Annotated in this window: 24 protein-coding genes; 19 read left to right on the top strand and 5 right to left on the bottom strand. The window is 68.6% G+C overall.

Translation table 11 applies throughout. The annotated features are described in order from the left end of the window. The first annotated feature begins 1,248 nt into the window (after nt 1–1,248). The 3 genes from gspD to gspF are packed head-to-tail and all read left to right on the top strand — an operon-like array spanning nt 1,249 to nt 6,228. Entirely contained in the window at nt 1,249–3,516 is a 2,268-nt protein-coding gene (gspD, locus tag WS78_RS19950) for a type II secretion system secretin GspD (RefSeq protein WP_038750077.1), read from the top strand. Continuing rightward, on the top strand, nt 3,513–5,006 hold the full coding sequence (gene gspE, locus WS78_RS19945; RefSeq protein ID WP_052145111.1) for a type II secretion system ATPase GspE: 1,494 nt from the start codon (nt 3,513–3,515) through the stop codon (nt 5,004–5,006). The genes gspD and gspE overlap by 4 nt, the downstream gene beginning before the upstream one ends. A gap of 4 nt (nt 5,007–5,010) precedes the next feature. Continuing rightward, a complete protein-coding gene (gene gspF / locus WS78_RS19940) occupies nt 5,011–6,228 on the top strand; it encodes a type II secretion system inner membrane protein GspF (RefSeq protein WP_038750074.1) in 1,218 nt (405 codons plus the stop codon). Nucleotides 6,229–6,301: 73 nt separating this feature from the next. Here the strand turns inward: gspF and WS78_RS19935 are convergent, their stop codons facing one another. Next, on the bottom strand, nt 6,302–6,712 hold the full coding sequence (locus tag WS78_RS19935; RefSeq protein ID WP_038750072.1) for a general secretion pathway protein GspC: 411 nt from the start codon (nt 6,710–6,712) through the stop codon (nt 6,302–6,304). Nucleotides 6,713–6,870: 158 nt separating this feature from the next. Between WS78_RS19935 and gspG the strand changes: the two genes are divergently transcribed. The 8 genes from gspG (at nt 6,871) to WS78_RS19890 (ending at nt 13,154) form a co-directional block, all read left to right on the top strand. Continuing rightward, nucleotides 6,871–7,323 (top strand): type II secretion system major pseudopilin GspG, encoded by a 453-nt coding sequence (gene gspG / locus WS78_RS19925; protein WP_038750069.1) that lies wholly within the window; start codon nt 6,871–6,873, stop codon nt 7,321–7,323. 42 nt (nt 7,324–7,365) lie between these two features. Further along, the gene (locus WS78_RS19920) at nt 7,366–8,028 is read left to right on the top strand and encodes a GspH/FimT family pseudopilin (RefSeq protein ID WP_197419450.1); all 663 of its coding nucleotides are present in this window, start codon (nt 7,366–7,368) and stop codon (nt 8,026–8,028) included. Further along, nucleotides 8,025–8,441, top strand: coding sequence for a type II secretion system minor pseudopilin GspI (gene gspI / locus WS78_RS19915; protein WP_394335869.1), 417 nt, complete (start codon nt 8,025–8,027; stop codon nt 8,439–8,441). Before WS78_RS19920 ends, gspI begins: the two co-directional genes overlap by 4 nt. Continuing rightward, nucleotides 8,419–9,135, top strand: coding sequence for a PulJ/GspJ family protein (locus WS78_RS19910; RefSeq protein ID WP_059577895.1), 717 nt, complete (start codon nt 8,419–8,421; stop codon nt 9,133–9,135). Before gspI ends, WS78_RS19910 begins: the two co-directional genes overlap by 23 nt. A 148-nt stretch (nt 9,136–9,283) precedes the next feature. Continuing rightward, nucleotides 9,284–10,387 (top strand): type II secretion system minor pseudopilin GspK, encoded by a 1,104-nt coding sequence (gene gspK / locus WS78_RS19905; RefSeq protein WP_082717621.1) that lies wholly within the window; start codon nt 9,284–9,286, stop codon nt 10,385–10,387. Between the two features lie 24 nt (nt 10,388–10,411). Further along, entirely contained in the window at nt 10,412–11,821 is a 1,410-nt protein-coding gene (gspL, locus tag WS78_RS19900; RefSeq protein WP_059577888.1) for a type II secretion system protein GspL, read from the top strand. Next, entirely contained in the window at nt 11,818–12,321 is a 504-nt protein-coding gene (gspM, locus tag WS78_RS19895) for a type II secretion system protein GspM (RefSeq protein ID WP_038750234.1), read from the top strand. The genes gspL and gspM overlap by 4 nt, the downstream gene beginning before the upstream one ends. 41 nt (nt 12,322–12,362) lie before the next feature. Further along, entirely contained in the window at nt 12,363–13,154 is a 792-nt protein-coding gene (locus tag WS78_RS19890; RefSeq protein ID WP_059577885.1) for a type II secretion system protein N, read from the top strand. Between the two features lie 225 nt (nt 13,155–13,379). On the opposite strand, the gene WS78_RS19880 is transcribed toward WS78_RS19890, so the two are convergent. The 3 genes from WS78_RS19880 to WS78_RS19870 form a co-directional block, all read right to left on the bottom strand. Further along, nucleotides 13,380–13,583: a hypothetical protein gene (locus WS78_RS19880; protein ID WP_156437521.1), complete on the bottom strand. Its 204-nt coding sequence runs from the start codon at nt 13,581–13,583 to the stop codon at nt 13,380–13,382. A 72-nt stretch (nt 13,584–13,655) separates the two neighbouring features. Continuing rightward, nucleotides 13,656–15,308 carry an efflux transporter outer membrane subunit gene (locus tag WS78_RS19875; protein WP_059577878.1) on the bottom strand — a complete coding sequence of 551 codons (1,653 nt, stop codon included), beginning with the start codon at nt 15,306–15,308 and terminating at the stop codon, nt 13,656–13,658. A 206-nt stretch (nt 15,309–15,514) separates the two neighbouring features. Next, complete coding sequence (locus tag WS78_RS19870) at nt 15,515–15,796, bottom strand: hypothetical protein (RefSeq protein ID WP_038750046.1); 282 nt, start codon at nt 15,794–15,796, stop codon at nt 15,515–15,517. Nucleotides 15,797–15,994: 198 nt separating this feature from the next. Here WS78_RS19870 and WS78_RS19865 point away from each other — a divergent pair, with 198 nt between their 5' ends. Continuing rightward, entirely contained in the window at nt 15,995–16,495 is a 501-nt protein-coding gene (locus tag WS78_RS19865; protein WP_038750231.1) for a MarR family winged helix-turn-helix transcriptional regulator, read from the top strand. Between the two features lie 147 nt (nt 16,496–16,642). Further along, on the top strand, nt 16,643–18,205 hold the full coding sequence (locus WS78_RS19860; RefSeq protein WP_059577876.1) for a DHA2 family efflux MFS transporter permease subunit: 1,563 nt from the start codon (nt 16,643–16,645) through the stop codon (nt 18,203–18,205). A 205-nt stretch (nt 18,206–18,410) separates the two neighbouring features. On the opposite strand, the gene WS78_RS19855 is transcribed toward WS78_RS19860, so the two are convergent. Further along, entirely contained in the window at nt 18,411–19,334 is a 924-nt protein-coding gene (locus tag WS78_RS19855) for a LysR family transcriptional regulator (protein ID WP_038750044.1), read from the bottom strand. A 140-nt stretch (nt 19,335–19,474) separates the two neighbouring features. On the opposite strand from WS78_RS19855, the gene WS78_RS19850 reads away from it, so the two are divergent. The 6 genes from WS78_RS19850 to fliO all read left to right on the top strand — a co-directional run bounded on the left by WS78_RS19850 (nt 19,475) and on the right by fliO (nt 24,132). After that, the gene (locus WS78_RS19850; RefSeq protein ID WP_059577873.1) at nt 19,475–19,942 is read left to right on the top strand and encodes a CidA/LrgA family protein; all 468 of its coding nucleotides are present in this window, start codon (nt 19,475–19,477) and stop codon (nt 19,940–19,942) included. A gap of 59 nt (nt 19,943–20,001) precedes the next feature. Next, nucleotides 20,002–20,724, top strand: a complete 723-nt coding sequence (locus WS78_RS19845; RefSeq protein ID WP_038750039.1) for an LrgB family protein — start codon at nt 20,002–20,004, stop codon at nt 20,722–20,724. Nucleotides 20,725–21,452: 728 nt separating this feature from the next. After that, nucleotides 21,453–21,953, top strand: a complete 501-nt coding sequence (fliL, locus tag WS78_RS19840; RefSeq protein WP_038750036.1) for a flagellar basal body-associated protein FliL — start codon at nt 21,453–21,455, stop codon at nt 21,951–21,953. A gap of 22 nt (nt 21,954–21,975) precedes the next feature. After that, the gene (fliM, locus tag WS78_RS19835) at nt 21,976–22,974 is read left to right on the top strand and encodes a flagellar motor switch protein FliM (protein ID WP_038750033.1); all 999 of its coding nucleotides are present in this window, start codon (nt 21,976–21,978) and stop codon (nt 22,972–22,974) included. Then, nucleotides 22,967–23,464, top strand: a complete 498-nt coding sequence (fliN, locus tag WS78_RS19830) for a flagellar motor switch protein FliN (protein WP_038750031.1) — start codon at nt 22,967–22,969, stop codon at nt 23,462–23,464. The genes fliM and fliN overlap by 8 nt, the downstream gene beginning before the upstream one ends. Next, on the top strand, nt 23,461–24,132 hold the full coding sequence (fliO, locus tag WS78_RS19825) for a flagellar biosynthetic protein FliO (RefSeq protein WP_038750028.1): 672 nt from the start codon (nt 23,461–23,463) through the stop codon (nt 24,130–24,132). The genes fliN and fliO overlap by 4 nt, the downstream gene beginning before the upstream one ends. Nucleotides 24,133–24,187 lie beyond the last annotated feature (55 nt).

Genomic DNA, 24,187 nt, shown 5'->3' with positions numbered 1-24,187 from the left:
GAGTGAAATGCGGTGATGAAACCGAAGTGGCATGGATAGATGGCGGAGGAAAAACGCGATCATGTTTGTTTATGCTGAAGGCGGAATTTTAATTAAATGGAGAAGGGTTGAATTCATGGGGCGAAGCAAGGATATTTTGAACGAAAGCTCTGCGAAGATTGTCTCTGAGATTTCTAGGGTTATCGTGGTAGATAGGGTGGGTGGAAATATCGATGTATTCACTAATAACCGGGAAGCAAGATGCGGAGGATATATGGTGTCAAATTCCAATTTCCGAGATGGGTGCGGCCAAATGGCATGGAAACGAATATTCTCGTTATTCAGCCCGAAGTAGACGGGACATCGGATTTCGAGTGCGCAGGCGTGGCCAAGGCAACGATCGTCCGAGAGTAAAGGCGAATCTGCGGAGGTATGTGCCGCATCGCTTGCGATATGGCGTATATCTCAAGTAGGTAAATCAACGGTAGACGGATTCAAAAGAGGGATTCGAGTGGCGCTGGAGCCGCAACCCTCTGGGCATAATGGCCCCGCGTTTTGCGGTAAAAGGACCAGCGATACCGTAGCCTGGCGAGCTGTAACAAAATGGAGCGGGCGGATGTCGTAACGCGTCTTCTGCTTCGGCGTGTCGCGGCTCAAGCGAGATTTTTTGCAGGCGGCGTAGTTTGTGGTCTTACTCGGTCGTGCCGGACCCGCCATGTACGGTTAGTGGCACACGCAATGACAACGTCCGGGCGTCGCACGTGACGCAACCTTATGCGCGTCACGTACGAAAATAGTGTCGGCTCTTACTGGTCACGCGCCGACGCCATGTGCGATAGTGTTGCAACGAACGGACAAGTGGCTTGCAGTCGATGATTGTTTCATCTCTTTGCTCGCCGATCCGGGAAGTTGCATGGGAGTGAAGATTGGGCTGGGGAAAACCCGCACGCGCTTTTCCGTCGGAGGCGCTTGCGCCGACCGTATCATACCGACAGCCACGCTGCCACCGCTATGTATGTTCTTGCATGCCGTTCGGCCGGGCCGGCTGCTCGGCAGGGCATTGATTAAATCCGTTTTCGCTTCCAATCGAACCAGTGAGGGAAGGCTTACATGTCGCATACGTCGAACTGAAATCCGTGTTGGAAATGAGTCGGTCCTGGGCTCTATGTGATATTTCGGACATGAAAAGCTGTTAATGTCCAAGCTTTCGCCATTGAATTTCAGCAATACCATCGGACACGGCCGCCGCCGGCATCGATCCATTACTCCATGACAAGAACTCGCTTTGCTTTGCGGCGCGTCGCAACGGCGCTCGTCGTCGCCGGAATTGTCGTCGCGCAGGCCGCTCACGCTCAGGTCACGCTCAATTTCGTCAATGCGGACATCGACCAGGTCGCGAAGGCGATCGGCGCCGCGACGGGCAAGACGATCATCGTCGACCCGCGCGTCAAGGGGCAGCTGAACCTGGTCGCCGAACGCTCCGTGCCGGAAGATCAGGCGCTGAAGACGCTGCAGTCCGCGCTTCGGATGCAAGGTTTCGCGCTCGTCCAGGATCACGGCGTCCTGAAAGTCGTGCCGGAAGCCGACGCGAAACTGCAGGGCGTGCCGACTTACATCGGCAACACGCCGCAGGCGCGCGGCGACCAGGTCGTCACGCAGGTGTTCGAGCTGCATAATGAATCGGCCAACAACCTGCTTCCGGTGCTGCGCCCGCTGATCTCGCCGAACAACACGATCACCGCGTATCCGGCCAACAACACGATCGTCGTCACCGATTACGCGGACAACGTGCGCCGGATCGCGCGGATCATCGCGGGCGTCGACAGCGCGGCGGGCTCGCAGGTCGCCGTCGTGCCGCTCAGGAACGCGAACGCGATCGACATCGCCGCGCAGCTGACGAAGCTGCTCGATCCGGGCGCGATCGGCAACACCGACGCGACGCTCAAGGTCACCGTGCAGGCCGATCCGCGGACCAACGCGCTGCTTTTGCGCGCGTCGAACGCGCAGCGCCTCGCCGCGGCGAAGAAAATCGCGCAGCAGCTCGACGCGCCGAGCGGCGTGCCGGGCAACATGCACGTCGTGCCGCTGCGCAACGCCGATGCGGTGAAGCTCGCGAAGACGCTGCGCGGAATGCTCGGCAAGGGCGGCGGCGAAAGCGGCTCGTCGGCGAGCTCGAACGATGCGAATGCGTTCAATCAGGGCGGCTCGCAGAGCGGCTCGAGCTTCTCGACGGGCACCTCGGGCACGCCGCCGCTGCCGTCGGGATTGTCGTCGTCGGGCTCGTCGGGCGGCACCGGCGGCACGATGGGCGGCGGCGGTCTAGGCACGGGTGGCCTCCTCGGCGGCGACAAGGACAAGAGCGACGAGAACCAGCCGGGCGGCATGATCCAGGCCGACGCGGCGACGAACTCGCTCATCATCACCGCGTCGGACCCGGTGTACCGGAATCTGCGGGCGGTCATCGATCAACTCGATGCGCGCCGCGCTCAGGTCTACATCGAGGCGCTGATCGTCGAACTGAACTCGAATACGGCCGGCAACCTCGGGATTCAGTGGCAGGTCGCGAACAATGCCCTCTATGCGGGCACCAATCTGGCGAGCACGGCGGGCAGTGTGGCCGCCAACAGCATCACCAATCTGACGGCCAACGCGACGAACCCGCTTAACGTGCTGAATGCGCTCACGCCGGGACTCAACATCGGCTGGCTGCACGACATGTTCGGCGTCAAGGGGCTCGGCGGGCTGCTACAGTACTTCGCGGGCGTGAGCGATGCGAACGTGCTGTCGACACCTAACCTGGTCACGCTCGACAACGAGGAAGCGAAGATCGTTGTGGGCCAGAACGTGCCGATCGCGACGGGCTCGTACTCGAATTTGACGAGCGGGACGTCGAACTCCGCGTTCAACACGTATGACCGTCGCGACGTCGGCCTCACGCTGCATGTGAAGCCGCAGATCACCGATGGCGGGATTCTCAAGCTGCAGCTCTATACCGAGGATTCGTCGGTCGTCAGCGGCACGACGAACACGACGACGAACCCGGCCGGCCCGACGTTCAACAAGCGCTCGCTTCAGTCGACGGTGCTTGCCGACAACGGCGAGATCATCGTGCTGGGCGGCTTGATGCAGGATAACTACCAGGTGTCGAACCAGAAGGTGCCGCTGCTGGGCGACATCCCGTGGATTGGCCAACTGTTCCGTTCCGAGACGAAGCAGCGCCAGAAAACGAACCTGATGGTGTTCCTGCGCCCCGTGATCATTTCCGACCGCGAGACTGCGCAGGCGGTGACGTCCAATCGCTACGACTACATCCAGGGCGTGACGGGGGCGTACAAGTCGGACAACAACATCATGCGCGACAAGGACGACCCGATCGTTCCGCCGATGCCGCTCGGCCCGAGCCAAGGCGGCTCGCCCTCGATGAACCTGTTCGACATCGACAAGATGCGGCGTCAGCAAGCCGCTCCGCCCGCGCCCGCCAGCGCGCCGGCGGCGGCGAGCGACATGGGCGCCGCGTCGCCGGGAGCCCGTCCGTGACGCAGGCGCTCGCGCAAGGTATCCAGGACCAGCCGACGGGTAACGCGCCGTCGCCGCTCGCCGCGCGGCTCTTGCCGTACGGCTTCGCGAAGGCCGGCCAGATCCTGATCGCGCACCAGCACGCGGACACGCTCGAAGTGTGGATCAGCGAGCGCACGAGCCCGGCCGCGCTCGCCGAGGTGGCGCGCAACTTCGGCGCGATCTCCTTGCGGCGCGTGCCGGCCGACGAGCTCGCGCAGGCGATCAACCAGGCGTACGCGCGCCAGGACGGCAGCGCCGCGCAGATCGTCGGCGAGGTCGAGGGCGAAGTCGACCTGTCACGGCTGATGCAGGACATCCCCGAGGTGGAGGATCTGCTCGAGTCCGAAGACGACGCGCCGATCATCCGGATGATCAACGCGCTCCTCACGCAAGCGGCGCGCGAGCAGGCGTCGGATATCCACATCGAGCCGTTCGAGAACGCGTCGGTCGTGCGCTTTCGCGTCGACGGCACGCTGCGCGACGTCGTGCGCCCGAAGAAGGCGCTGCACGGCGCGCTCATTTCGCGGATCAAGATCATGGCGCAGCTCGACATCGCCGAGAAGCGCCTGCCGCAGGACGGCCGCATCACGCTGCGCGTCGGCGGCCGGCCCGTCGACGTGCGGGTGTCGACGCTGCCGACCGGGCACGGCGAGCGCGCGGTGCTGCGTCTGCTCGAAAAGGACGCGCAGCGCCTGAATCTCGAAGCGCTCGGGATGGGCCGCGACACGCTCGGCCAGTTCGACAAGCTGATCTCGCGCCCGCACGGCATCGTGCTCGTCACGGGCCCGACTGGCTCGGGCAAGACGACGACGCTGTACGCGTCGATGTCGCGCCTCGAGACCGCGACGACCAACATCATGACGGTCGAAGATCCGATCGAATACGATCTCGCCGGCATCGGCCAGACGCAGGTGAACGAGCGCATCGGGATGACGTTCGCGCGCGCGCTGCGCTCGATCCTGCGTCAGGACCCGGACATCATCATGATCGGCGAAATCCGCGACCTCGAAACCGCGCAGATCGCCGTGCAGGCGTCGCTGACGGGCCACCTGGTGCTCGCGACGCTGCACACGAACGACGCGGCGTCGGCCGTCACGCGTCTCACCGACATGGGCGTCGAGCCGTACCTGCTCGCGTCGTCGCTGCTCGGCGTGCTCGCGCAGCGGCTCGTGCGCCAGCTCTGCCCGGTGTGCAAGGAGGAGCGGCACGAGGACGGCCGCACGATCTGGCATCCGGTCGGCTGCGACAAGTGCGGGCATTCGGGCTACACGGGGCGTCGCGGCGTCTACGAGCTGCTCGTCGTCGACGACGCGATCCGCTCGCTGATCCATCGCAACGCCGCGGACGCCGAGATTCTCGCGACCGGCCGCGCGAACGGAATGCGCACGTTGCGCGACGACGCCGAGCGCTGGCTCGCGGCGGGCGCGACGTCGCTCGAGGAAGTGCTGCGCGTGACGGGAGGCGCATAGCGTCATGCCGGCCTTCCGCTTCGAAGCAATCGACACGTCGGGGCGCGCGCAGAAAGGCGTCATCGAAGCCGACAGCGCGCGCAACGCGCGCGGCCAGCTCCGCACGCAGGGGCTCACGCCGCTCGTCGTCGAGCCGGCCGCGAGCGCGACGCGCGGCGCGCGCAGCCAGCGCCTCGCGCTCGGCCGCAAGCTGTCGCAGCGCGAGCAGGCGATCCTCACGCGCCAGCTCGCGAGCCTGCTCATCGCCGGGCTGCCGCTCGACGAAGCGCTCGCCGTGCTGACCGAGCAGGCGGAGCGCGACTACATCCGCGAGCTGATGGCGGCGATTCGCGCCGAGGTGCTCGGCGGCCATTCGCTCGCGAACGCGCTCGCGCAGCATCCGCGCGACTTTCCCGAGATCTACCGCGCGCTCGTCGCGGCGGGCGAGCACACCGGCAAGCTCGGGATCGTGCTGTCGCGGCTCGCCGATTACATCGAAGAGCGCAACGCGCTCAAGCAGAAGATCCTGCTCGCGTTCACGTATCCGGCGATCGTCACGGTGATCGCGTTCGGCATCGTCACGTTCCTGCTGAGTTATGTGGTGCCGCAGGTCGTCAACGTGTTCGCGAGCACGAAACAACAACTGCCGCTGTTGACGATCGTGATGATGGCGCTGTCCGATTTCGTCCGGCACTGGTGGTGGGCGATCCTGATCGGGATCGCGGCCGTCGTCTATCTGGTGAAGGCGACGCTGTCGCGCGACGGCCCGCGCCTCGCGTTCGACCGCTGGCTGCTGACCGCCCCGCTCGCCGGCAAGCTCGTGCGCGGCTACAACACCGTGCGCTTCGCGAGCACGCTCGGCATCCTGACCGCGGCGGGCGTGCCGATCCTGCGCGCGCTGCAGGCGGCGGGCGAGACGCTGTCGAACCGCGCGATGCGCGGCAACATCGAGGACGCGATCGTGCGCGTGCGCGAGGGCTCCGCGCTGTCGCGCGCGCTCAACAACGTGAAGACGTTTCCGCCCGTGCTCGTGCACCTGATTCGTTCGGGCGAGGCCACCGGCGACGTGACGACGATGCTCGACCGCGCGGCCGAAGGCGAATCGCGCGAGCTCGAGCGGCGCACGATGTTCCTGACGAGCCTGCTGGAGCCGCTGCTGATTCTCGCGATGGGCGGCATCGTGCTCGTGATCGTGCTCGCGGTGATGCTGCCCATCATCGAGCTCAACAACATGGTGCAGTGACGGACGACGGGCGCGGCCCGCCGTGGCGGCGAGCCGGCGGAAACGAAGCGGCGCGCCCGGCGGCGCCGCGCTTTCAGCGGACGTAGATCGCGGGAGACGGCGTGTTGGCGGGCAGGAAGATCTCGGAGCGCGCGCCGTTGCGCTCGACGACGATCGAGCGGTCGCGCACTTCGGCGAGCTTCGCGCCTTGCGCGATCTCGCTGCCGAGCGACACCGCGTGCGGCGCGTCGCCGCCGATGCCGACGATGGCCGCCGCGCCGCGCTGCAGCGCAAGGATGCCGAACAGGTGGATGTCCTGCACCGGATTGCGGGTTAGCTGCCCGCCGAAGAGCGCTGCGGCGTCTTCCGTGCGCACCGGCGTGCGTGCGGCGGCGGCGGGTAGCGGAGCCTGATGCGCGGACAGCGTGACGACCCAATAGGTGGCCGTCGCGCAGAGCACCGCGAAGAGGGCGAGGGATAGGAGCCGGATCGATAGCGCGTTCATGCGCGTTATTGTACGGAGGAATATGAAATTTGCGTTGAGTGGAAGCCCGGAGCAAGTCGCGCCTTACAATGCGGCTTCACGCAGCGCACGCCGCGCGGCTTGCTGCCGCGCGCGTCACTCACTCACCGCTCATTTTTTTGAAGAAGAGGTAGTCACTCATGCAAACGTGGATCACTCGCCGCTCTCAGGCAGCACGCCGCCAACGCGGCTTCACGCTGATCGAGATCATGGTCGTGGTGGCGATTCTCGGCATTCTCGCGGCGCTCATCGTGCCGAAGATCATGAGCCGTCCCGATGAAGCGCGCCGGATCGCGGCGAAGCAGGACATCGGCACGATCATGCAGGCGCTGAAGCTGTACCGCCTCGACAACGGCCGCTATCCGACCCAGGATCAGGGCCTGAACGCGCTGATCCAGAAGCCGTCCACCGATCCGATTCCGAACAACTGGAAGGACGGCGGCTATCTCGAGCGCATGCCGAACGACCCGTGGGGCAACCCGTACAAGTATCTGAACCCCGGCGTGCACGGCGAAATCGACGTGTTCAGCTACGGCGCCGACGGCAAGGAAGGCGGCGAAGGCAACGATTCCGACATCGGCTCGTGGCAATAAGCCGCTAACGCCACGCTTACGCGCGACGCGCGCACTTTTTCGATGTACGCACGACTCGGTTCGTCTTTCGCTTTCGGCACGCGGCGTCGCGCGGGGGCTTCCCGCCGTTGCGCAGCAGGGGCCGCATTCGGGCCGTCCGTAGAGGATGGCCTCGGTCGTTCGGCGGGAGCCGCTTGCGGGCGGCCCGCGGCGCGTTCCCGCGGTCGCGCCGAGGGGATGCGCTTCGGCCGCCCCGACGAGGCTTCCTTCGCGCGCCGCGCGCGCGGCTTCACGCTGCTCGAAATGCTCGTGGTGCTTGTGATCGCGGGCATTCTGGTGTCGGTCGCGTCGCTGACGCTCAGGCGCAATCCGCGCACCGACCTGCGCGAGGAAGCGCAGCGCGTCGCGCTATTGTTCGAGACGGCGGGCGACGAGGCGCAGGTGCGCGCGCGTCCGATCGCGTGGCGCGCGACCGATCACGGCTTTCGCTTCGACGTCCGTACGGGCGACGGCTGGCGTCCGCTGCGCGACGACGTGCTGCGCGCGCGCGACTGGGACGGCGGCGTGACGGGCGCCGCAATCGACTATCCCGGCTCGGACACGCATATCGACGCCGTCGTGTTCGGCACCGAAAGCATCGACGTGCCGGTGCGCGTCACGCTTTATTCGGCGGTCGGCAGCGCGACGATCGTCGGCACCGGCAACGGCCGCTACGAGGTGCGTTGACGATGCACGCCCATGCCCTTCCCCGCCGGCGTTTCCGCTCGCGCTCGCGCGGCTTCACGATGATCGAGGTGCTCGTCGCGCTCGCGATCATCGCGGTCGCGCTCGCGGCGTCGATCCGCGCGGTCGGCTCGATGGCGACGGGCGCATCCGATCTCCACGCGCGGCTGCTCGCCGGCTGGAGCGCGGACAACGCGCTCGCGCAACTGCGCCTCGCGCACGCGTGGCCCGAGATCGGCACGCAGACGTTCGACTGCTCGCAGGGCAACGTCGCGCTCACCTGCACGCAGCGCGTGAGCTCGACGCCGAACCCCGTGTTCCGGCGCGTTGCGATCTCGGTGTCGATGAACGGCCGCGCCGGCGTGCTCGCCCAGATGGTTACGGTGGTCGCGAATGAAACCAGCCGCTCGCTCTGAACGCCGCGCGCGCCGGCCGAAGCACGCCCGGCAGGCGGGCCGCGTGTCCCGACGCGGCGCGCGCGGCTTCACGCTGATCGAGATGATGATCGCGATCACGATCCTCGCGGTGATCGCGATCCTGTCGTGGCGCGGGCTCGACCAGATCATCCGCGGCCGCGAGAAGGTGGCGGCCGCGGTGGAGGACGAGCGCGTGTTCGCGCAGATGTTCGACCAGATGCGCATCGACGCGCGGCGCGCCGCGACCGACGACGAAGCGGGCGAGCCCGCGGTGCGCGTCGCGGGCGACACGCTGCAGATCGTGCGCGAATTCGATGCGCCGGGAGCGGCACCGAGCCTGCAGGTCGTGCGCTACCGGATCTCGAACGGCCGCGTCGTGCGCTACGCGTCGCCGCCGATCGGCGACGTCAATGCGCTGCGCGACGCGATTCGCGGCGGCGATACCGAAGGCTGGAGCGCGGTGCCGCTGATGCGCGGCGTCGGCATGATCAACGCGCGCGTCTACGTGCCGAAGGTCGGCTGGACGACCAGCATGCCCGACGCCGACAACGCGCTCGAGCAGAACAACAACGCGCTCAAGGTGCCGATGCTCGGCAACGCGCCGCCGCCGCGCGCGGTGACGGGGCTCGAGATCAGCATCGGCGCGACTTCGCTGCGCGTGCCGGTCACGCGCATCTTCCTGGTCGGGGAGTGACATGCGCGCATCCGCCCTCCTCGTTCGTCTCGCTTCGCTTCGCCGCTCGCGCGCGCGGCCCGATTCGCGCGCATCGAGCGCGTCAAGCCCGGCGCATCCGGCATCGGCGCGTTTGCCGAGCGCGCCGCACGGCGGCGCCGGCGCGCGCATGTGCGGGCCCCGGCGTTCGCTGCGCGCGGGCCCGAACCGCGAGCGCGGCGTCGCGATCATCAACGCGCTCCTCGTCGTCGCGCTGTCGGCGATCCTCGTATCCGGGATGTTGTGGCGCCAGCAGGTGCAGGTGCGCCGGATCGAGAACCAGCGGCTGCTCGCGCAGGCGCAGTGGGTCGCGCGCGGCGCGCTCGACTGGACGCGGATGGTGCTGCGCTCCGAAGGCGATACGGCGCCCGGCATCACCTATCTCGGCGGGATCTGGGCGGTGCCGATCGCGAAAACGAAGCTGTCGGAATTCCTCGGCCGGGTGGGCGTGACCGACGCGGCCGACGGCTCGGACACCTATCTGTCGGGCTCGATCGAGGACGCGCAGGCGAAGTTCAACCTGCGCAATCTCGTGTCGTCGCCCGCGCCCGGCGCGCTGCAATTGAACGCGGCGCAGGTGCAGACGTTCCAGCGCCTGCTCGCGACGCTCGGGCTCGACCAGCAGCTCGCGAAGATCGTCGCGCGGCACGTGCGCGCGGGGCTCAAGCAATCGGCGACGCGTTTCCAGGTGGCCCAGCTGCCGGGCGCCGCGAGCGGCGTGCCCGTGCCGCTGCCGGACGGCGGCACCGAAGGCGGCGGCAACTTCACCGACGAGCCGGGCATCGCGGGCGGCGAAGGCCGCGGGCCCGCGCCGCTCATGATGACGAGCGTCGATTCGCTGCTCGACGTCGAAGGCTTCACGCCGGAAATGGTCGAGCGGTTGCGCCCGTTCGTCACCGTGCTGCCGACGGTCACGCCCGTCAACCTGAACACCGCGCCCGCCGAAGTGATCGCGGCGCTCGTGCCGGGGATGTCGGTGTCGTCCGCGCAGGCGCTCGTGTCGCGCCGCGAGACCGTGTTTTTCCGCAACGTCGGCGACGTGACGCTCGCGTTGCGCGGCTCCGGCGCGCCGAACGTGAGCCTCGATTCGAGCCAGATCGACGTCACGTCCAGCTATTTCATCGTGCATGGCCGGATCGAGCACGACCGGGCAGTCGTCGATCGCACGTCGCTCGTGTATCGTGATCCGACCACGCACTCGACGCGGATCGTACGCATTCGCGATCAGCTATAACAACGCCATTCGGGAGAGGAGCTCTTGAGCACGTTGATTGTCCTATTGCCGCCGCGCGAGCCGGCCGTGCCGTTGCAGGAATGGCAATGGCCCGAGCTGCCGTTCGCGCTCGTCGACAAGAGCGGCCACACGCAGCGTGCGGGCCGCGCGACGCTCGCGCTGCTGCCGCAGGCGGCGACGACGGTGCTCGTCGTCGCCGCGCGCGACCTGCTGATGCTCGAGCAGGCGGTGCCGCCCCTGAAGGGGCCGAGGCTCAAGCAGGCGCTGCCGAATATCATCGAGGATCAGCTGATCCAGGACCCGCAGGGCTGCCACATCGCGGTCGACCCGGCGGCGCTCGACGGCGGGCGCCGTGTGCTCGCGGTGATCGATCGCGCGTGGTTCAAGTTCATCGCCGAAGCGTTCACCGCGGCGGGGCACCGCCATCTGCGCGCGGTGCCCGTCACGCGCTGCCTGCCGCTGCCGACGCGGCACGAAGCGGCCGAGGTCGACGCCGAAGCCGAGGTCGCGCACGAGCTGCAAGCGGGGCGCGAGGCGGGGCATCAAGCGTCCGCCGGCGCGCCGGCGGACGCCGCGAAGCCCGCCGAGCCGATCGTCGCGGTTGCGCTCGGCCTCGCCGTGACGGCGAGCGCGCCGTCGCTCGCCGAGGAATCGGCGGCGTTGCTGCCGGAGACGGCCGCCGCGCCGCGCGTCGAGCTCGCGCTCGCACGCGGCGCGCTTGGCGAGGGCTTCGCCGCGCCGGTGTCGACCGCGGCGCTGACGCTCGAGGCGCTCGCGAACGGCACGCCGCTCGAGCTCTACGAGCTCGGCGAGCCGGGCGCTGAGCCGCAGCTCGCGTCGGTGCGGCCGCTCGACGACAAGCGCCTGCTGCCGGGCGCCGCGATCTGGCCGTTCGACGCGCTCGTGCGCCGCGCGCTCGACGCCCGCTTCGACCTTTGCCAGTTCGAATTCGAATTCGCGCCATGGCGTTTCGACCGCGCGACGTTCATGCGCGTGCGCGTGCCGCTCGCGCTCGCGGCGGCGACGCTCGTCGCCGCGGTGATCGGCGCGAATGCGCACTGGTGGAAGCTCGCGCGCGAACGTGACGCGCTGTCCGCGCAGATCACCGAGACGCTGCTGTCGGCGTTCCCGAAGACGACGACGGTGCTCGATCCCGCCGCGCAGATGGCGCGCCAGCTCGACCGGCTGCGGATCGCGGCGGGCGAACTGTCGCCGAACGATTTCCTGTCGCTCGCGAGCGGCCTCGCACGCTCGCTCGGGCCGCTGCCGCCGAACGGCATCGCGTCGCTCGACTATCACGATCGCCGGCTCGACGTCGGCTTCAAGCCCGGGACCAAGGTCGACCCCGACTTCGCGCAGCGCCTCGCGCGCAACGGCCTCGCGGGCGAGATCGACAGCAGCACGGGCAAGTGGACCATTCGGAGCCGGTCATGAAAGAGGAGTTGAACGAAGCGCTGACCCAGTTCTGGGAGGCCCGCACCGTGCGCGAGAAGCTGCTGCTCGGCTGGGGCGGCGCGGTGCTCGCGATCGCGATCGCGTATTCGGTGCTGTGGTCGCCCGCGCAGGAAGGCCGGGCGCAGATCCAGCGCCAGTTGCCGACGATGCGCCACGAGCTCGCGGAGATGACCGCGCAGGCGAACGAGGCGCGCTCGCTCGCGGCCGCCGCGCAGGGCGTCGCGCCCACTGGCGTCGCGCTCAAGGACGCGCTCGCCGCGTCGCTGTCCGACCACGGGCTTGCCGCCGCGCCGCCGCAGGTGGTCGGCGGCGGCGTGCAGATCCAGTTGAAGAACGCGTCGTTCCCCGCGTGGACGCAGTGGCTCGACGACGTGCGCCGCCAGTTCAAGGCGCAGGTCGTCGAAGCGCACGTGAGCGCGCTGAAGGAGGACGGCCAAGTTGACCTGACGGCCGTGCTGCAGCCGGCGTCGGTCAAGTGAGCGACATCGATGTTCGATTTAGCGGACCACGGGGAATCCGGATGCCGATGACCTGGCCGATGCGCATCCGGCGCTTCGTGCCGTGGGGCGCCGTCGGCGGCGCGGCGATTTTCGTCACGCTCGTCGCGCTGCTGCCCGCGTCGTGGGTCACGCCGAAATTCGCGCGCGCGACAGGCGGCCACGTCAATCTCGTCGATCCGGAGGGCTCGCTCTGGCGCGGCTCGGCGACACTCCTGCTCGCGCCCGGCGCGGACCGCAGCGCGTCGACGCTGTTGCCCGGCCGCGTGGAATGGCGCACGCAGTTCTGGCCGCTCTTCACCGGGCGTGTGCGGATGCGGCTGCGCCAGACCGACGCGATGCCCGACGGCGTCACGCTCGACGCGACGCTGCGCGGCGCGATGCTGTCGGCGGGTTCGATGGCGGTGCCGGCGTCGCTGCTCGCGGGCCTCGGCGCGCCGTTCAACACGCTCGACCTGCAGGGCGACATGCGGATCGACTGGACCGACTGGCGGCTCTTCGGCAAGGATGCGTTCGGCCAGTTGACCGTGACGATCGCGGACATGAGTTCGCGCGTGTCGCGCGTGAAGCCGCTCGGCTCGTACCGGGCGGTGCTCGAGGCGCGCGGCGCGAACTCGACGCTCGATCTGTCGACGTCGAAGGGGCCGCTGATGCTGTCGGGGCAAGGGAATTTCGGCGCGACGGGCACGTCGTTTCGCGGCACCGCGAGCGCCGCGCCGGAGCAGCGCGACAACCTTGCGGGGCTTCTGAACCTGCTCGGCCATCCGATCGGCGGCGGTGCGGTGTCGTTGATCTACGGCGACGTGGCGCGCTGACGCAAAGCGCGCCGCGTGTTCGGCCGCGCGGCGTTGCGCCGGGGCGCGCTTGGGGACGCCGCGAGCACCGGCGAGGCGGCGACGCGAACGGCGGCGTTGGCCGAGATCGGGCCGTGGGCCGTTCGCGCGGCGGCCCGGCATGTGCGGTTTCGAAGCTTCGCGGCTTCGTCGCGAGGCGAACGCGGACGTGAAGAGACGGCCGTCGATCGTCTGATCTGAACCGGCTCATTCCGGTTTCGTGCCGTTTTTGCCACCGGCAATCGATACGACCGGACCGTGGCGCTGCCCGCCGGCATCGCCGGGCGGCATCCTCATCTTCATCGGCGTCATGCCATCGAGCTTGCAGCGGACATTCGACGGCTCGCAGAGGCGATCGTCGCGCCGCCGATAGCCGTTTTCCGCCCGCTGCTCCGCCCGGTCTTCCACCACACGGGGCACGGAGCACCGGGCACGATCATGCCGGCGAGCGGACGATGCGCCCGCCCGCAGCCGCCATCCGGATTATTGCTGCGCAGCCGTCGTCGTCGCCCGGACGACGGGCGCGTCGGCGGCGTCCGTCGCAACCGCTGCCGTCGACCGGGCCGTCGCCGCGGGCGCCGCAGCCGCCTGAGTCACCTGAGCGGTCTGAGCCGCCGGCGCCGCCGCTGCGGCCGGCGCGGAAGCCGGCACCGGCGCGGGCGCCTGCACGCCGCCCGTCACGCGCGCGATCTGCGCGACGTCCCAGCCTCCGCCCAGCGCCTTCACGAGCCCGACCGACGACACCATCCGCTGCCCGGAAATCGTCGAGAGCTTCTGCTGCGCGCTGAACGCGGTCGTCTGCGCGGTCAGCACGTTCAGGTAGGCGACCGTGCCCGCCTTGTACTGATTGAGCGTGATGTCGAGCGCGTGCTGCGCGGACTCGACCGCCTGCCGCTGCACGACGATTTCCTGCTCGAGTATCCGCTGCGACGCGAGGTTGTCCTCGACGTCCTGGAACGCGGACAGCACCGCGGCCCGGTACGAGGCGACGTCCTGATCGTAGGTCGCGCGCGCGGCTTCGGTCTGCGCGGCGCGCAGGCCCGCGTCGAACAGCGTCGCGGCGAGCTGCGGGCCGACCGACCAGAAGCGCGCCGGCAGCGTGAAGAGCTGCGACCACACCGAGCTCTGGAAGCCGCCCGACGCCGACAGCGTGAGCGTCGGGAAGAACGCGGCGATCGCGACGCCGATCTGCTCGTTCGCGGCGGCCGCGCGCCGCTCGGCGGCGGCGACGTCAGGCCGCCGCTCGAGGATCGCCGACGGCACGTCGATCGGCATCGAGGGCGGCTCGGCCGTGAGCGGCATCGGCGGCAGCGAGAACGTCGACGCCGGCTCGCCGACGAGCGTCGCGATCGCGTGCTCGTACTGCGCGCGCGCGATCCCGTTGTCGATCGCGGAAGCCTGCGCCGATTGCAGCTGCGTTTGCGCCTGGATCACGTCCGAGCGCGCGGCGACGCCCTGCGCGTACTGGTTTTGCGTGAGTTGCAGCGATTTCTGGTACGACGCGACGGTGTCGTCGAGCAGCTTTTGCGTCGCGTCGGCGGCGCGCAGCTGGAAGTAGGTCTGCGCGAGCGTCGCCTGCGCGGACAGCCGCGCGTTCGCGAGATCGGCCGCCGCCGCCGCCTCGCCGGCCTTCTGCGCGCCCACCGTGCGGCTTACCTTGCCCCACAGGTCCGGCTCCCATGACGCGTCGAGGCCGACGTTGTACGTGTTGCCGATCGTGCGCGCCGTGCTGCGCGATGCCGTGCTGCCCGAGGACAACGCGCTCGACGCGCGCGATTCGCTCGCGGTGAGGCCGAGCGTCGGGAAGTACGACGCGCGCGCCTCGGCGACGAGCGCGCGCGCCTGCCGGTACGCGGCCGCGTATTGCGCGACGGTCTGGTTCGACGCATTGAGCTTGTCGATCAGCGCGTTGAGCTGCGGATCGTCGTAGATCGCCCACCATGGGCCGCGGTCCGCGCGGTCGGCCGGCTGCGCGGCCTTCCAGCCGGGTGGCGCTTCCTTGTACGCGGCGGGAATCGCCGCGTCGGGACGGTGATAGTCGGGCCCGACCGCGCAGCCGGCGAGCAGCGCGGCGGCCGCAACGGCGACGGCGGCGCTCAGCGCGCGTGGCGCGCGCGGGTGTGGGACTTGCGACATGTTCTGGATTCCTGTCGAGGCGGCCGCCGGTGGACCGGGCGAGCGGGCGATGCGGCCGAAACGCCGACGGCGTGGCCGAAATGGTAACTGACGGATGCGGGAATGCGCAGACGTTAGGTTAAAGCGCGGACGGGGCCGGATGTGTTACCGGCGCGGGGCGGCTGTTTACCGCGCGTTACGCACCGATGCGGCGCGGCGGCCGCGTTTCACGGGCAGCGGACGGGATCGCCATGCGGGGCGGCGAGGCATAGCTGCGGCGCCGAAGTTTCCTGAGCCGACGCGGCCCGGCCGCCGCCGGCGCGCGCCGCGCGTTGCCGCCGCTGATCGAGCCACGCGAACCCGAGCGCCGCGAGCGAGCCGCCCGGTACGATCAGCAGCACGGCGTACAGCGCGATCTTCCAGCCGCGATGCGGGCCGGAAAGCGTGTGGCGGGCGGTGTCGGACAGGTTGCGGCGCAGCGCGCCGGCGGCGGTTTTCAGCAACGGCATGGGGAAATCCTCGGGACGCACGCCGAACGGATGCGGCTGCGTGGGCAAAGCGGTCAGAACATTGTCTCTGGCGGCGCATTAAGCGCGTAACTCATTGACTGAAATAATATTGACTATGCAATAAATATTCAAGATACTGGCGGCGTTTTTCCTGGAATGCACTGTTGCGGCTCGTGCAACCGACCGGACAGCCCGACGATGAGCAGCCTTTACGACCCCGAGCACATCGAGCTCGAATCGAGCCTCGGCTACTACCTGACGAAGGCGCGGCAGGCGCTCGTCGAGCGGCTGGACCGCGCGCTCGGCCCGCTCGACCTGACCGCGCAGCAGATCGGCGTGATCCTGCTGCTCGCGCGCGGCTTCGCGCGCACGCCGTTCGAGCTGTCGCGCAAGATGTCGTACGACAGCGGCTCGATGACGCGAATGCTCGACCGGCTCGAGAAGAAGGGCTTCGTCGTGCGCGCGCGCAGCGAATCGGACCGCCGGGTGATCGAGCTCGCGCTGACCGAGCGCGGCGCGCACGCGGCGAAGGTGCTGCCCGGCCTGATCGCGACCGAGCTGAACGCGCAGCTCGAGGGTTTTTCGGCCGACGAGCTCGCGCTCCTGACCGACCTGCTGCGGCGCTTCATCGCGAATTCGCCGGGCGCGGCCGATACCGCGTGCGCGGCGATCGTCGAATCGCTGCCGAACGACGGCTGACCGGGAACGACCTTGGATGAGCACCGGATTGCGGCCCGTCCGCCGCACATTTATCTGTCTGGGCAGAAGCTGACAAGTCACTTACTGTCAGTCGATGTCGACGAACAAAAGGATGTCGGGGCAACGGTCGCCCCGTAGGAGACATGCATGGCTGTGACGGCCCCCGCTTCCGCTTCCCCTTCCGCCGAACCGGCGCCGCTGTCGGGGGGCGTGCTCGCGCTGCTGACGGTCGGGCTCGCGCTCGGCACGTTCATGGAGGTGCTCGACACGTCGATCGCGAACGTCGCGGTGCCGACGATTTCCGGCAGCCTCGGCGTCGCGACGAGCGAAGGCACCTGGGTGATCTCGTCGTATTCGGTCGCGTCCGCGATCGCGGTGCCGCTGACCGGCTGGCTCGCGCGGCGGGTGGGCGAGGTGCGGCTCTTCACGCTGTCAGTGCTCGCGTTCACGATCGCGTCCGCGCTTTGCGGCCTCGCCGAGAATTTCGAATCGCTGATCGCGTTCCGGCTGTTGCAGGGCCTCGTGTCCGGCCCGATGGTGCCGCTGTCGCAGACGATCCTGATGCGCAGCTATCCGCCCGCGAAGCGCGGGCTCGCGCTCGGCCTATGGGCGATGACGGTGATCGTCGCGCCGATCTTCGGCCCGGTGATGGGCGGCTGGATCACCGACAACTACACGTGGCCGTGGATCTTCTACATCAACCTGCCGATCGGCGTGTTCTCCGCCGTGTGCGCATTCTTCCTGCTGCGCGGCCGCGAGACGAAGACGACGAAGCAGCGGATCGACGCGATCGGGCTCGCGCTCCTCGTGATCGGCGTGTCGTGCCTGCAGATGATGCTCGACCTCGGCAAGGACCGCGACTGGTTCAATTCGACGTTCATCACCGCGCTCGCGCTGATCGCCGTCGTGTCGCTCGCGTTCATGCTCGTCTGGGAATCGACGGAGAAGGAGCCCGTCGTCGATCTGTCGCTCTTCAAGGACCGCAACTTCGCGCTCGGCGCGATGATCATCTCGTTCGGCTTCATGGCGTTCTTCGGCTCGGTCGTGATCTTTCCGCTGTGGCTGCAGACCGTGATGGGCTACACGGCGGGCCTGGCCGGCCTCGCGACCGCGCCCGTTGGCTTCCTCGCGCTCGTGCTGTCGCCGTTGATCGGCCGCAACATGCACCGGCTCGATCTGCGGATGGTCGCGAGCTTCGCGTTCGTCGTGTTCGCCGTCGTGTCGATCTGGAATTCGACGTTTACGCTCGACGTGCCGTTCAATCACGTGATCCTGCCGCGGCTCGTGCAGGGGATCGGCGTCGCGTGCTTCTTCGTGCCGATGACGACGATCACGCTCTCCAGCGTCTCCGACGAGCGGCTCGCGAGCGCGTCGGGGCTGTCGAACTTCCTGCGCACGCTGTCGGGCGCGATCGGCACCGCGGTCAGCTCGACGTTCTGGGAAAACGACGCGATCTATCACCACGCGCGCCTCGCGGAATCGGTGAACGTCTACGCGCAGAACACGCTCGATTACCAGGGCGCGCTCGCGCAGCTCGGCATCACGGGCGACGTATCGGCCGCGCAGATCAACCAGATCGTCACGCAGCAGGGCTTCATGATGGCGACCAACGACTTCTTCCACATTTCGGCGCTCGCGTTCGTCGCGCTCGCGGCGCTCGTGTGGGTGACGAAGCCGAAGAAGGGGGCCGGGCCCGCGATGGGGCATTGAGCGGCGGCGGCCGGCGCGTCATGCGCAGCGCATCGCGGGCGGTTCGTGTGCGACGGCGCGAGCCCATGCGCCGCTGCGCGCCGGAGGCGGCGGCTTGACGACCGGGGCCGCGCGATGCGATAGGCTCGATGGTCCGGATGGTGAATAGTCCGGGCAGGCCGGATCGCCGCCGCGAGCGAGCGCCCCGTTCGCCGGGGCGCCGCGCTTAACGCGCGCGCAGGCTGCCGAACGCGAGGTCGTCGCCCGCGGCCACGGGGCCCGTCTCGCGCGCGACGTCGAGCCACGCGCGCGCCGCGTGCGACAGATAACCCTTCTTGAGCCAGCCGATCGCGACCGCCCACGTGATCTCCGGCTCGACGATCGGCCGGCACGTGAACTGCGCGGTGTCGAGCCGCCGGCAATAAGGCTGCGGCAGCAGCGCGATGCCGACGCCCGCGTGCACGAGCGCCGCCATGAAATCCCAGTGGCCGCTGCGGCTCACGATCTGCGGCGCGAAGCCGACTTTCCGGCACGCGTCGAGCACCGCGTCGTGCAACGCGAGGCTTTCCGCGTAGAACACGAACGGCTCGTCGGCGAGGTCGGCGAGCGGCACGGTTTCGGCGGCGTCCCAGCGCGAGCCGTGCGGCGCGACTAGCCACAGCGGCGCGCGCATCATCGGCAGCACGTCGAATACGGCCGGATCGACAGGCTCGAGCACCCCGCCCAGCTCCAGCTCGCCCGCGACGAGCGCCTCTTCGATCATCCGCGCGCCCTGCTCGAACAGCTTCAACTCGATTTTCGGGTAGCGCTGCTTGAACGCGGCGATCGCCTGCGTGAACAGCGAGCCGCCGAGCGGCGGAATGCCGATCGTCAGCTCGCCGCGCCCGAGCGTGCCGAGATCGTTCAGCTCGGCCTGCAGCTGCGCCTGCGCGGCGAGCACGTCCTGGCCGCGCTGGTAGACGATCCGGCCGGCGTCCGTCAGCACCATCTGGCGGCCGTCGCGCAGCAGGAGCGGCGAGCCGATTTCGTCTTCGAGGGACTTCACCATCTTGCTGATCGTCGGTTGCGTGACGTGCATCTGCTCGGCCGCGGCGGTGAAGCTCTGCTGCCTGACGACCTCGACGAAATAACGCAACGCGCGCAGCTCCATCGGCGCCTCCTGTTCAGTGAGCGAATCGGTGAAGATTCCTAAACGGAATGATTTTTATAGAACCAAGTCATTTTATTTATGAACGCGTGAATCCTATACTGCCTCCATTCTGTAAAGCAAGGCATTTCGCGAGGCATCTCATGACCCGAATCTCGACGGCGGCGACGGCCGCAACCCGGCCGGCCGTGCCGCCCGCGCGCGGCGGCCGCGCGGCGCGCATCGTGCTGCAGACGGCCGCGCTCGGCGCGCTGTGGGCGGCGGTCGACTGGGCGGTGTGCGCGCTCGGCGTGCCGGTGCCGTCCGGCGTGGTCGGCCTCGCGGTGCTGCTCGCGCTGCTGCTGTCCGGCCGAGTCGCGCCCGGCTGGGTGAAGGACGGCGCGAACTGGCTGCTGTCCGACATGCTGCTCTTCTTCATTCCGGCGACCGTCGCGGCGGTTCAGTACGGCGGGCTCTTCAGGGCGGACGGCTGGCGGCTCGCGCTCGTCGTCGTCGCGGGCACCGCCTTCGTGATGTTCTCGGTCGCGATCGCCGTCGACTTCGCTGCGGGTTTCGAGCGACGCATCGCGGTGATGCGCGTGCGCGCCGGCCGCCGCCGCGCACGGGCCTGACGCCGCCGCTCGGCCGTTTCACGCCCTCCTCTTCTGGCACCGGTTCCATCGACAGCATCATGACGACGCCCGACCCCTCGTTCCTCGCCGCGCCCGCGAGCACCGCGATTTCCGCCGGCTGCTTCGCGCTGACGATCGCGCTCTATTTCGCGTCGAAGCGGCTCTACGCGCACCGCAAGACGCTGTTTTTCTCGCCGCTCGTGCTCGTGCCGGCCGTGCTCGTCGCGTTCGTCGCGCTGACGGGCATTCCGTACGCGGTCTATTTTCACGACACGCGCTGGCTGATGTGGCTGCTCGGCCCGGCGACGATCGCGTTCGCCGTGCCGATTTACGAATACCGCGCGCTGATGAAGCGCCACTGGTTCTCGCTGTCGGTGGGCGTCGTCGTGGGGATCGCGGTCGCGATCTGCGGATCGCTGCTGCTGTCGAAGCTGCTGCACCTGTCGCCCGAGCTGCAGCGCAGCCTCGTCACGCGCTCGGTATCGACGCCGTTCGCGCTCGCCGTGTCCGACAAGATCCACGCGCCGCGCGACCTGACCGCGCTTTTCGTGATCGCGACCGGGATCTGCGGGATGCTCGTCGGCGAGTTCGTGCTCGCGCTCGTCCCGCTGCGCTCGCGGCTCGCGCGCGGCGCGCTGTTCGGCGCGGCCGCGCATGCGGTGGGCACCGCGAAGGCGCGCGAGATCGGCAGTGAGGAAGGCGTCGTGTCGAGCCTCACGATGATGATCGCGGGCGTCGCGATGGTACTGATCGCGCCGCTGCTGACGCTGCTGCCGATCTGACGCGCCGGGCCGGTGCGGTGGTGCGGCGCGCGATCGGCGGTTCGGCGATTCAGCGCCGCTGATCGGCGATCGGCGATCGGCGATCGGCAAATGGCGGTTGGCGAAAGCGGATCGCTGCCCGACGGACGTCGGGCCGGCTCGTTCTCCTCGTCGGTGCCGCGCTTCGGATACCGCTTTCCTGCACTTTTCCGCGCTGGCGTCTGCCGGAGACCCGCGACGCGCCCGGCCGCGGCCTGCTCGAGCCCTTTCCCCGCGCATCGGCGAGTTCTTTCGCACTGCTCGCCGGCGCGGGCTTGCGTTCGTCCGTGTCATTTACGCGGTTGCCTCGGCCGGCCAAGTCCGTTTCGCCGGAATTTTTCGCCCGCATCGGCTGCTTTTCTTTCCTTTTCGCCCCGCCCGCCCGCTCGTTCGGCCCAATCGGGGCTCTCGCGCATCCGCGCCGTCCGCGCCGCAGCTTTGGCCGGCCGGGCTGGTTCGGCCTGTGCGCCCCGGCCGCATCGGCTCGTTTTTTCTTTTTCTCGCCCGCGCAGCCCGGTCCGGCAGCGGCTTTCGTCGTCCACGCCACCCCCGCCCGCCGCGCCCTTTCGGCCCGATCGCGCCCCGCCGCGCCGGGCCGGCCGACGAACAAACGCCTGAGATAGCCGCAATTCCCCCCTCTATTCCGCCCATCGCGCGCGAGCCGGATGCCGAACAATGCAGGCTACTTAGAGTCTTCTCGCAAGCACGCCATGGCTACCACGACCGCAAACCCGACCGTCGACAAACCGGCCTCGTCCGGCAAGCTCAAGCGTCTCGTCCTTTTCCTGCTGCTCGGGCTCGTCGCCGCCGCCGCCGCCGCGGGCGGCACGTACTTCGTGCTGCTGAAGGAAGGCGTGCGCGGCTCGGCGCCGAGCGCGCCCCCGCCGCTCGCCGTGCCCGTGTTCTTCGCGCTCGATCCGCTCACCGTGAACCTGCAGTCGGACGACGGCATCCAGCACTACCTGCGCGTCGGCCTGTCGCTGAAGCTGACCGACTCGAAGGCGCAGGAATACCTGACCCAGCACATGCCGGAGCTGCGCAGCCGCATCCTGCTCGCGCTGTCGAACAAGCATCCCGAGCAGCTCGCGACGCTCGAAGGCAAGCGCGCGCTCGCCGACGAACTGAAGACGCTGATCGAGCAGCCGACTCAGCCGGGCAACCGCAGCGCGCGCATCGACGACGTGCTGTTCACCGAGTTCGTCGTCCAATAACGCCGCCGGCGAAGGAGCGCGCATGGGCCACGAAGAATTCATGTCCCAAGAGGAGGTCGATGCACTCCTCAAGGGCGTCACGGGTGAAGACGACTCGGCCGACGAACCGACCGAAGCGTCCGGCATTCGCCCGTACAACATCGCGACGCAGGAGCGGATCGTCCGCGGCCGGATGCCCGGCCTCGAGATCATCAATGACCGCTTCGCGCGCCTGTTGCGCATCGGCATCTTCAACTTCATGCGGCGCACGGCGGAGATCTCCGTGAGCCAGGTGAAGGTGCAGAAGTACAGCGAGTTCACCCGCAACCTGCCGATTCCGACCAATCTGAACCTCGTGCACGTGAAGCCGCTGCGCGGCACGTCGCTGTTCGTGTTCGATCCGAACCTCGTGTTCTTCGTCGTCGACAACCTGTTCGGCGGCGACGGGCGCTTTCACACGCGCGTCGAGGGCCGCGACTTCACGGCGACCGAGCAGCGGATCATCGGCAAGCTGCTCAATCTCGTGTTCGAGCACTATGCGACCTCGTGGAAGAGCGTGCGGCCGCTGCAGTTCGAGTTCGTGCGCTCGGAGATGCACACGCAGTTCGCGAATGTCGCGACGCCGAACGAGATCGTGATCGTCACGCAATTCTCGATCGAGTTCGGGCCGACGGGCGGCACGCTGCACATCTGCATGCCTTACTCGATGATCGAGCCGATTCGCGACGTGCTTTCCTCGCCGATCCAGGGCGAGGCGCTCGAGGTCGACCGCCGCTGGGTGCGCGTGCTGTCGCAGCAGGTGCAGTCGGCGGAAGTGGAGCTGGTCGCGGATCTCGCCGAGGTCCCGACGACGTTCGAGAAGATTCTCAACCTGCGCGCGGGCGACGTGCTGCCGCTCGACATCGCGGACACGATCACCGCGAAGGTCGACGGCGTGCCGGTGATCGAGTGCGGGTACGGCATTTTCAATGGCCAGTACGCGTTGCGCGTGCAGAAGATGATCAGCGCAAGCGACACGATGAAGGAAGGTGGATATGACTGAGTTGAATTCGACCCCCGAGGCCGAAGGCATCGACGAACAGGCGTTCGCGGACGCCGCGATGAGCGTGGCCGTGTCCGGCAAGCCGGCCGCCGACGCGCAGCGGGAAGAGGCCGCGCTGGACGACTGGGCGGCCGCGCTCGCGGAGCAGAACCAGCAGCCGATCGAGGCGGGCGCGACGGGGGCCGGCGTGTTCCGGCCGCTGTCGAAGGCCGCGGCGAGCTCGACGCACAACGACATCGACCTGATTCTCGACATCCCGGTCAAGATGACGGTCGAGCTCGGGCGCACGAAGATCGCGATCCGCAACCTGCTGCAGCTCGCGCAGGGCTCGGTCGTCGAGCTCGACGGGCTCGCCGGCGAGCCGATGGACGTGCTCGTCAACGGCTGCCTGATCGCGCAGGGCGAAGTGGTCGTCGTCAACGACAAGTTCGGCATCCGGCTCACCGACATCATCACGCCGTCCGAGCGCATCCGGAAGCTGAACCGATGAAATCGCGCATCGCGCCGCTCGTTTCGCCGCGCCGGCCGGCCGTGCGCGCCGCGCGAGCGTTCGCGGCGGCGCCGCGCGGCGTGCGGCGCGCGCTCGCCGGTTTCGCCGCGTTTTCGATCGGCGCGGCGGCGCTGCCCGCATCGGCCGCCGACATGAACGCGGTGAATCACGCGGCTTCGCTTGCGTCGGGCGTCGTCGTCGGCTCGGCCGCGCCGTCGCTCGGCGTCGGCGCGGTGCTGCAGACGTTCGTCGGGCTCGCGGTGGTGATCGGCCTCGTGTTCGGCTGCGCGTGGCTCGCGCGGCGCTTCGGCTTCCAGCCGTCGCGCCGCGGCGGCGCGCTCAAGGTGGTCGCGAGCGTTGCCGTCGGCGGCAAGGAAAGCGCGACCGTCGTCGAGATCGGCGACACCTGGCTCGTGCTCGGCGTCGCGCCCGGCAACGTGCGCCTGCTGCATGCGCTGCCCGCCGGCTCGGCGGGCGTGGTCGGCGCGCCCGTCGGCATGCCCGCGGGCGACGGCCTGCCCCGTGCGCCCGGCGCGCCGGACGGCGCGGCCCGCTCCGTCGCGCTCGGCCAGTATCCCGAGGGCGCTTCCTTCGGCGCGCGCTTTCGCGACGCGATGCTCGGCGAAGCCGCGAAGCGCTTCAAGCGCGACGGCGGCAAGGATCGCTGAGATGCCGCGCCTTCGCTTCGTCGCGCCGCCCGCGCAATCCGCCGCGCGCGCCCAT

The sequence above is a fragment of the Burkholderia savannae genome (assembly GCF_001524445.2).
In the GTDB taxonomy this organism is placed as follows: Bacteria; Pseudomonadota; Gammaproteobacteria; order Burkholderiales; family Burkholderiaceae; genus Burkholderia; species Burkholderia savannae.
The sequence above is the reverse complement of the archived record's forward strand: the minus strand, read 5'-3'. Positions and strand labels throughout refer to the sequence as shown.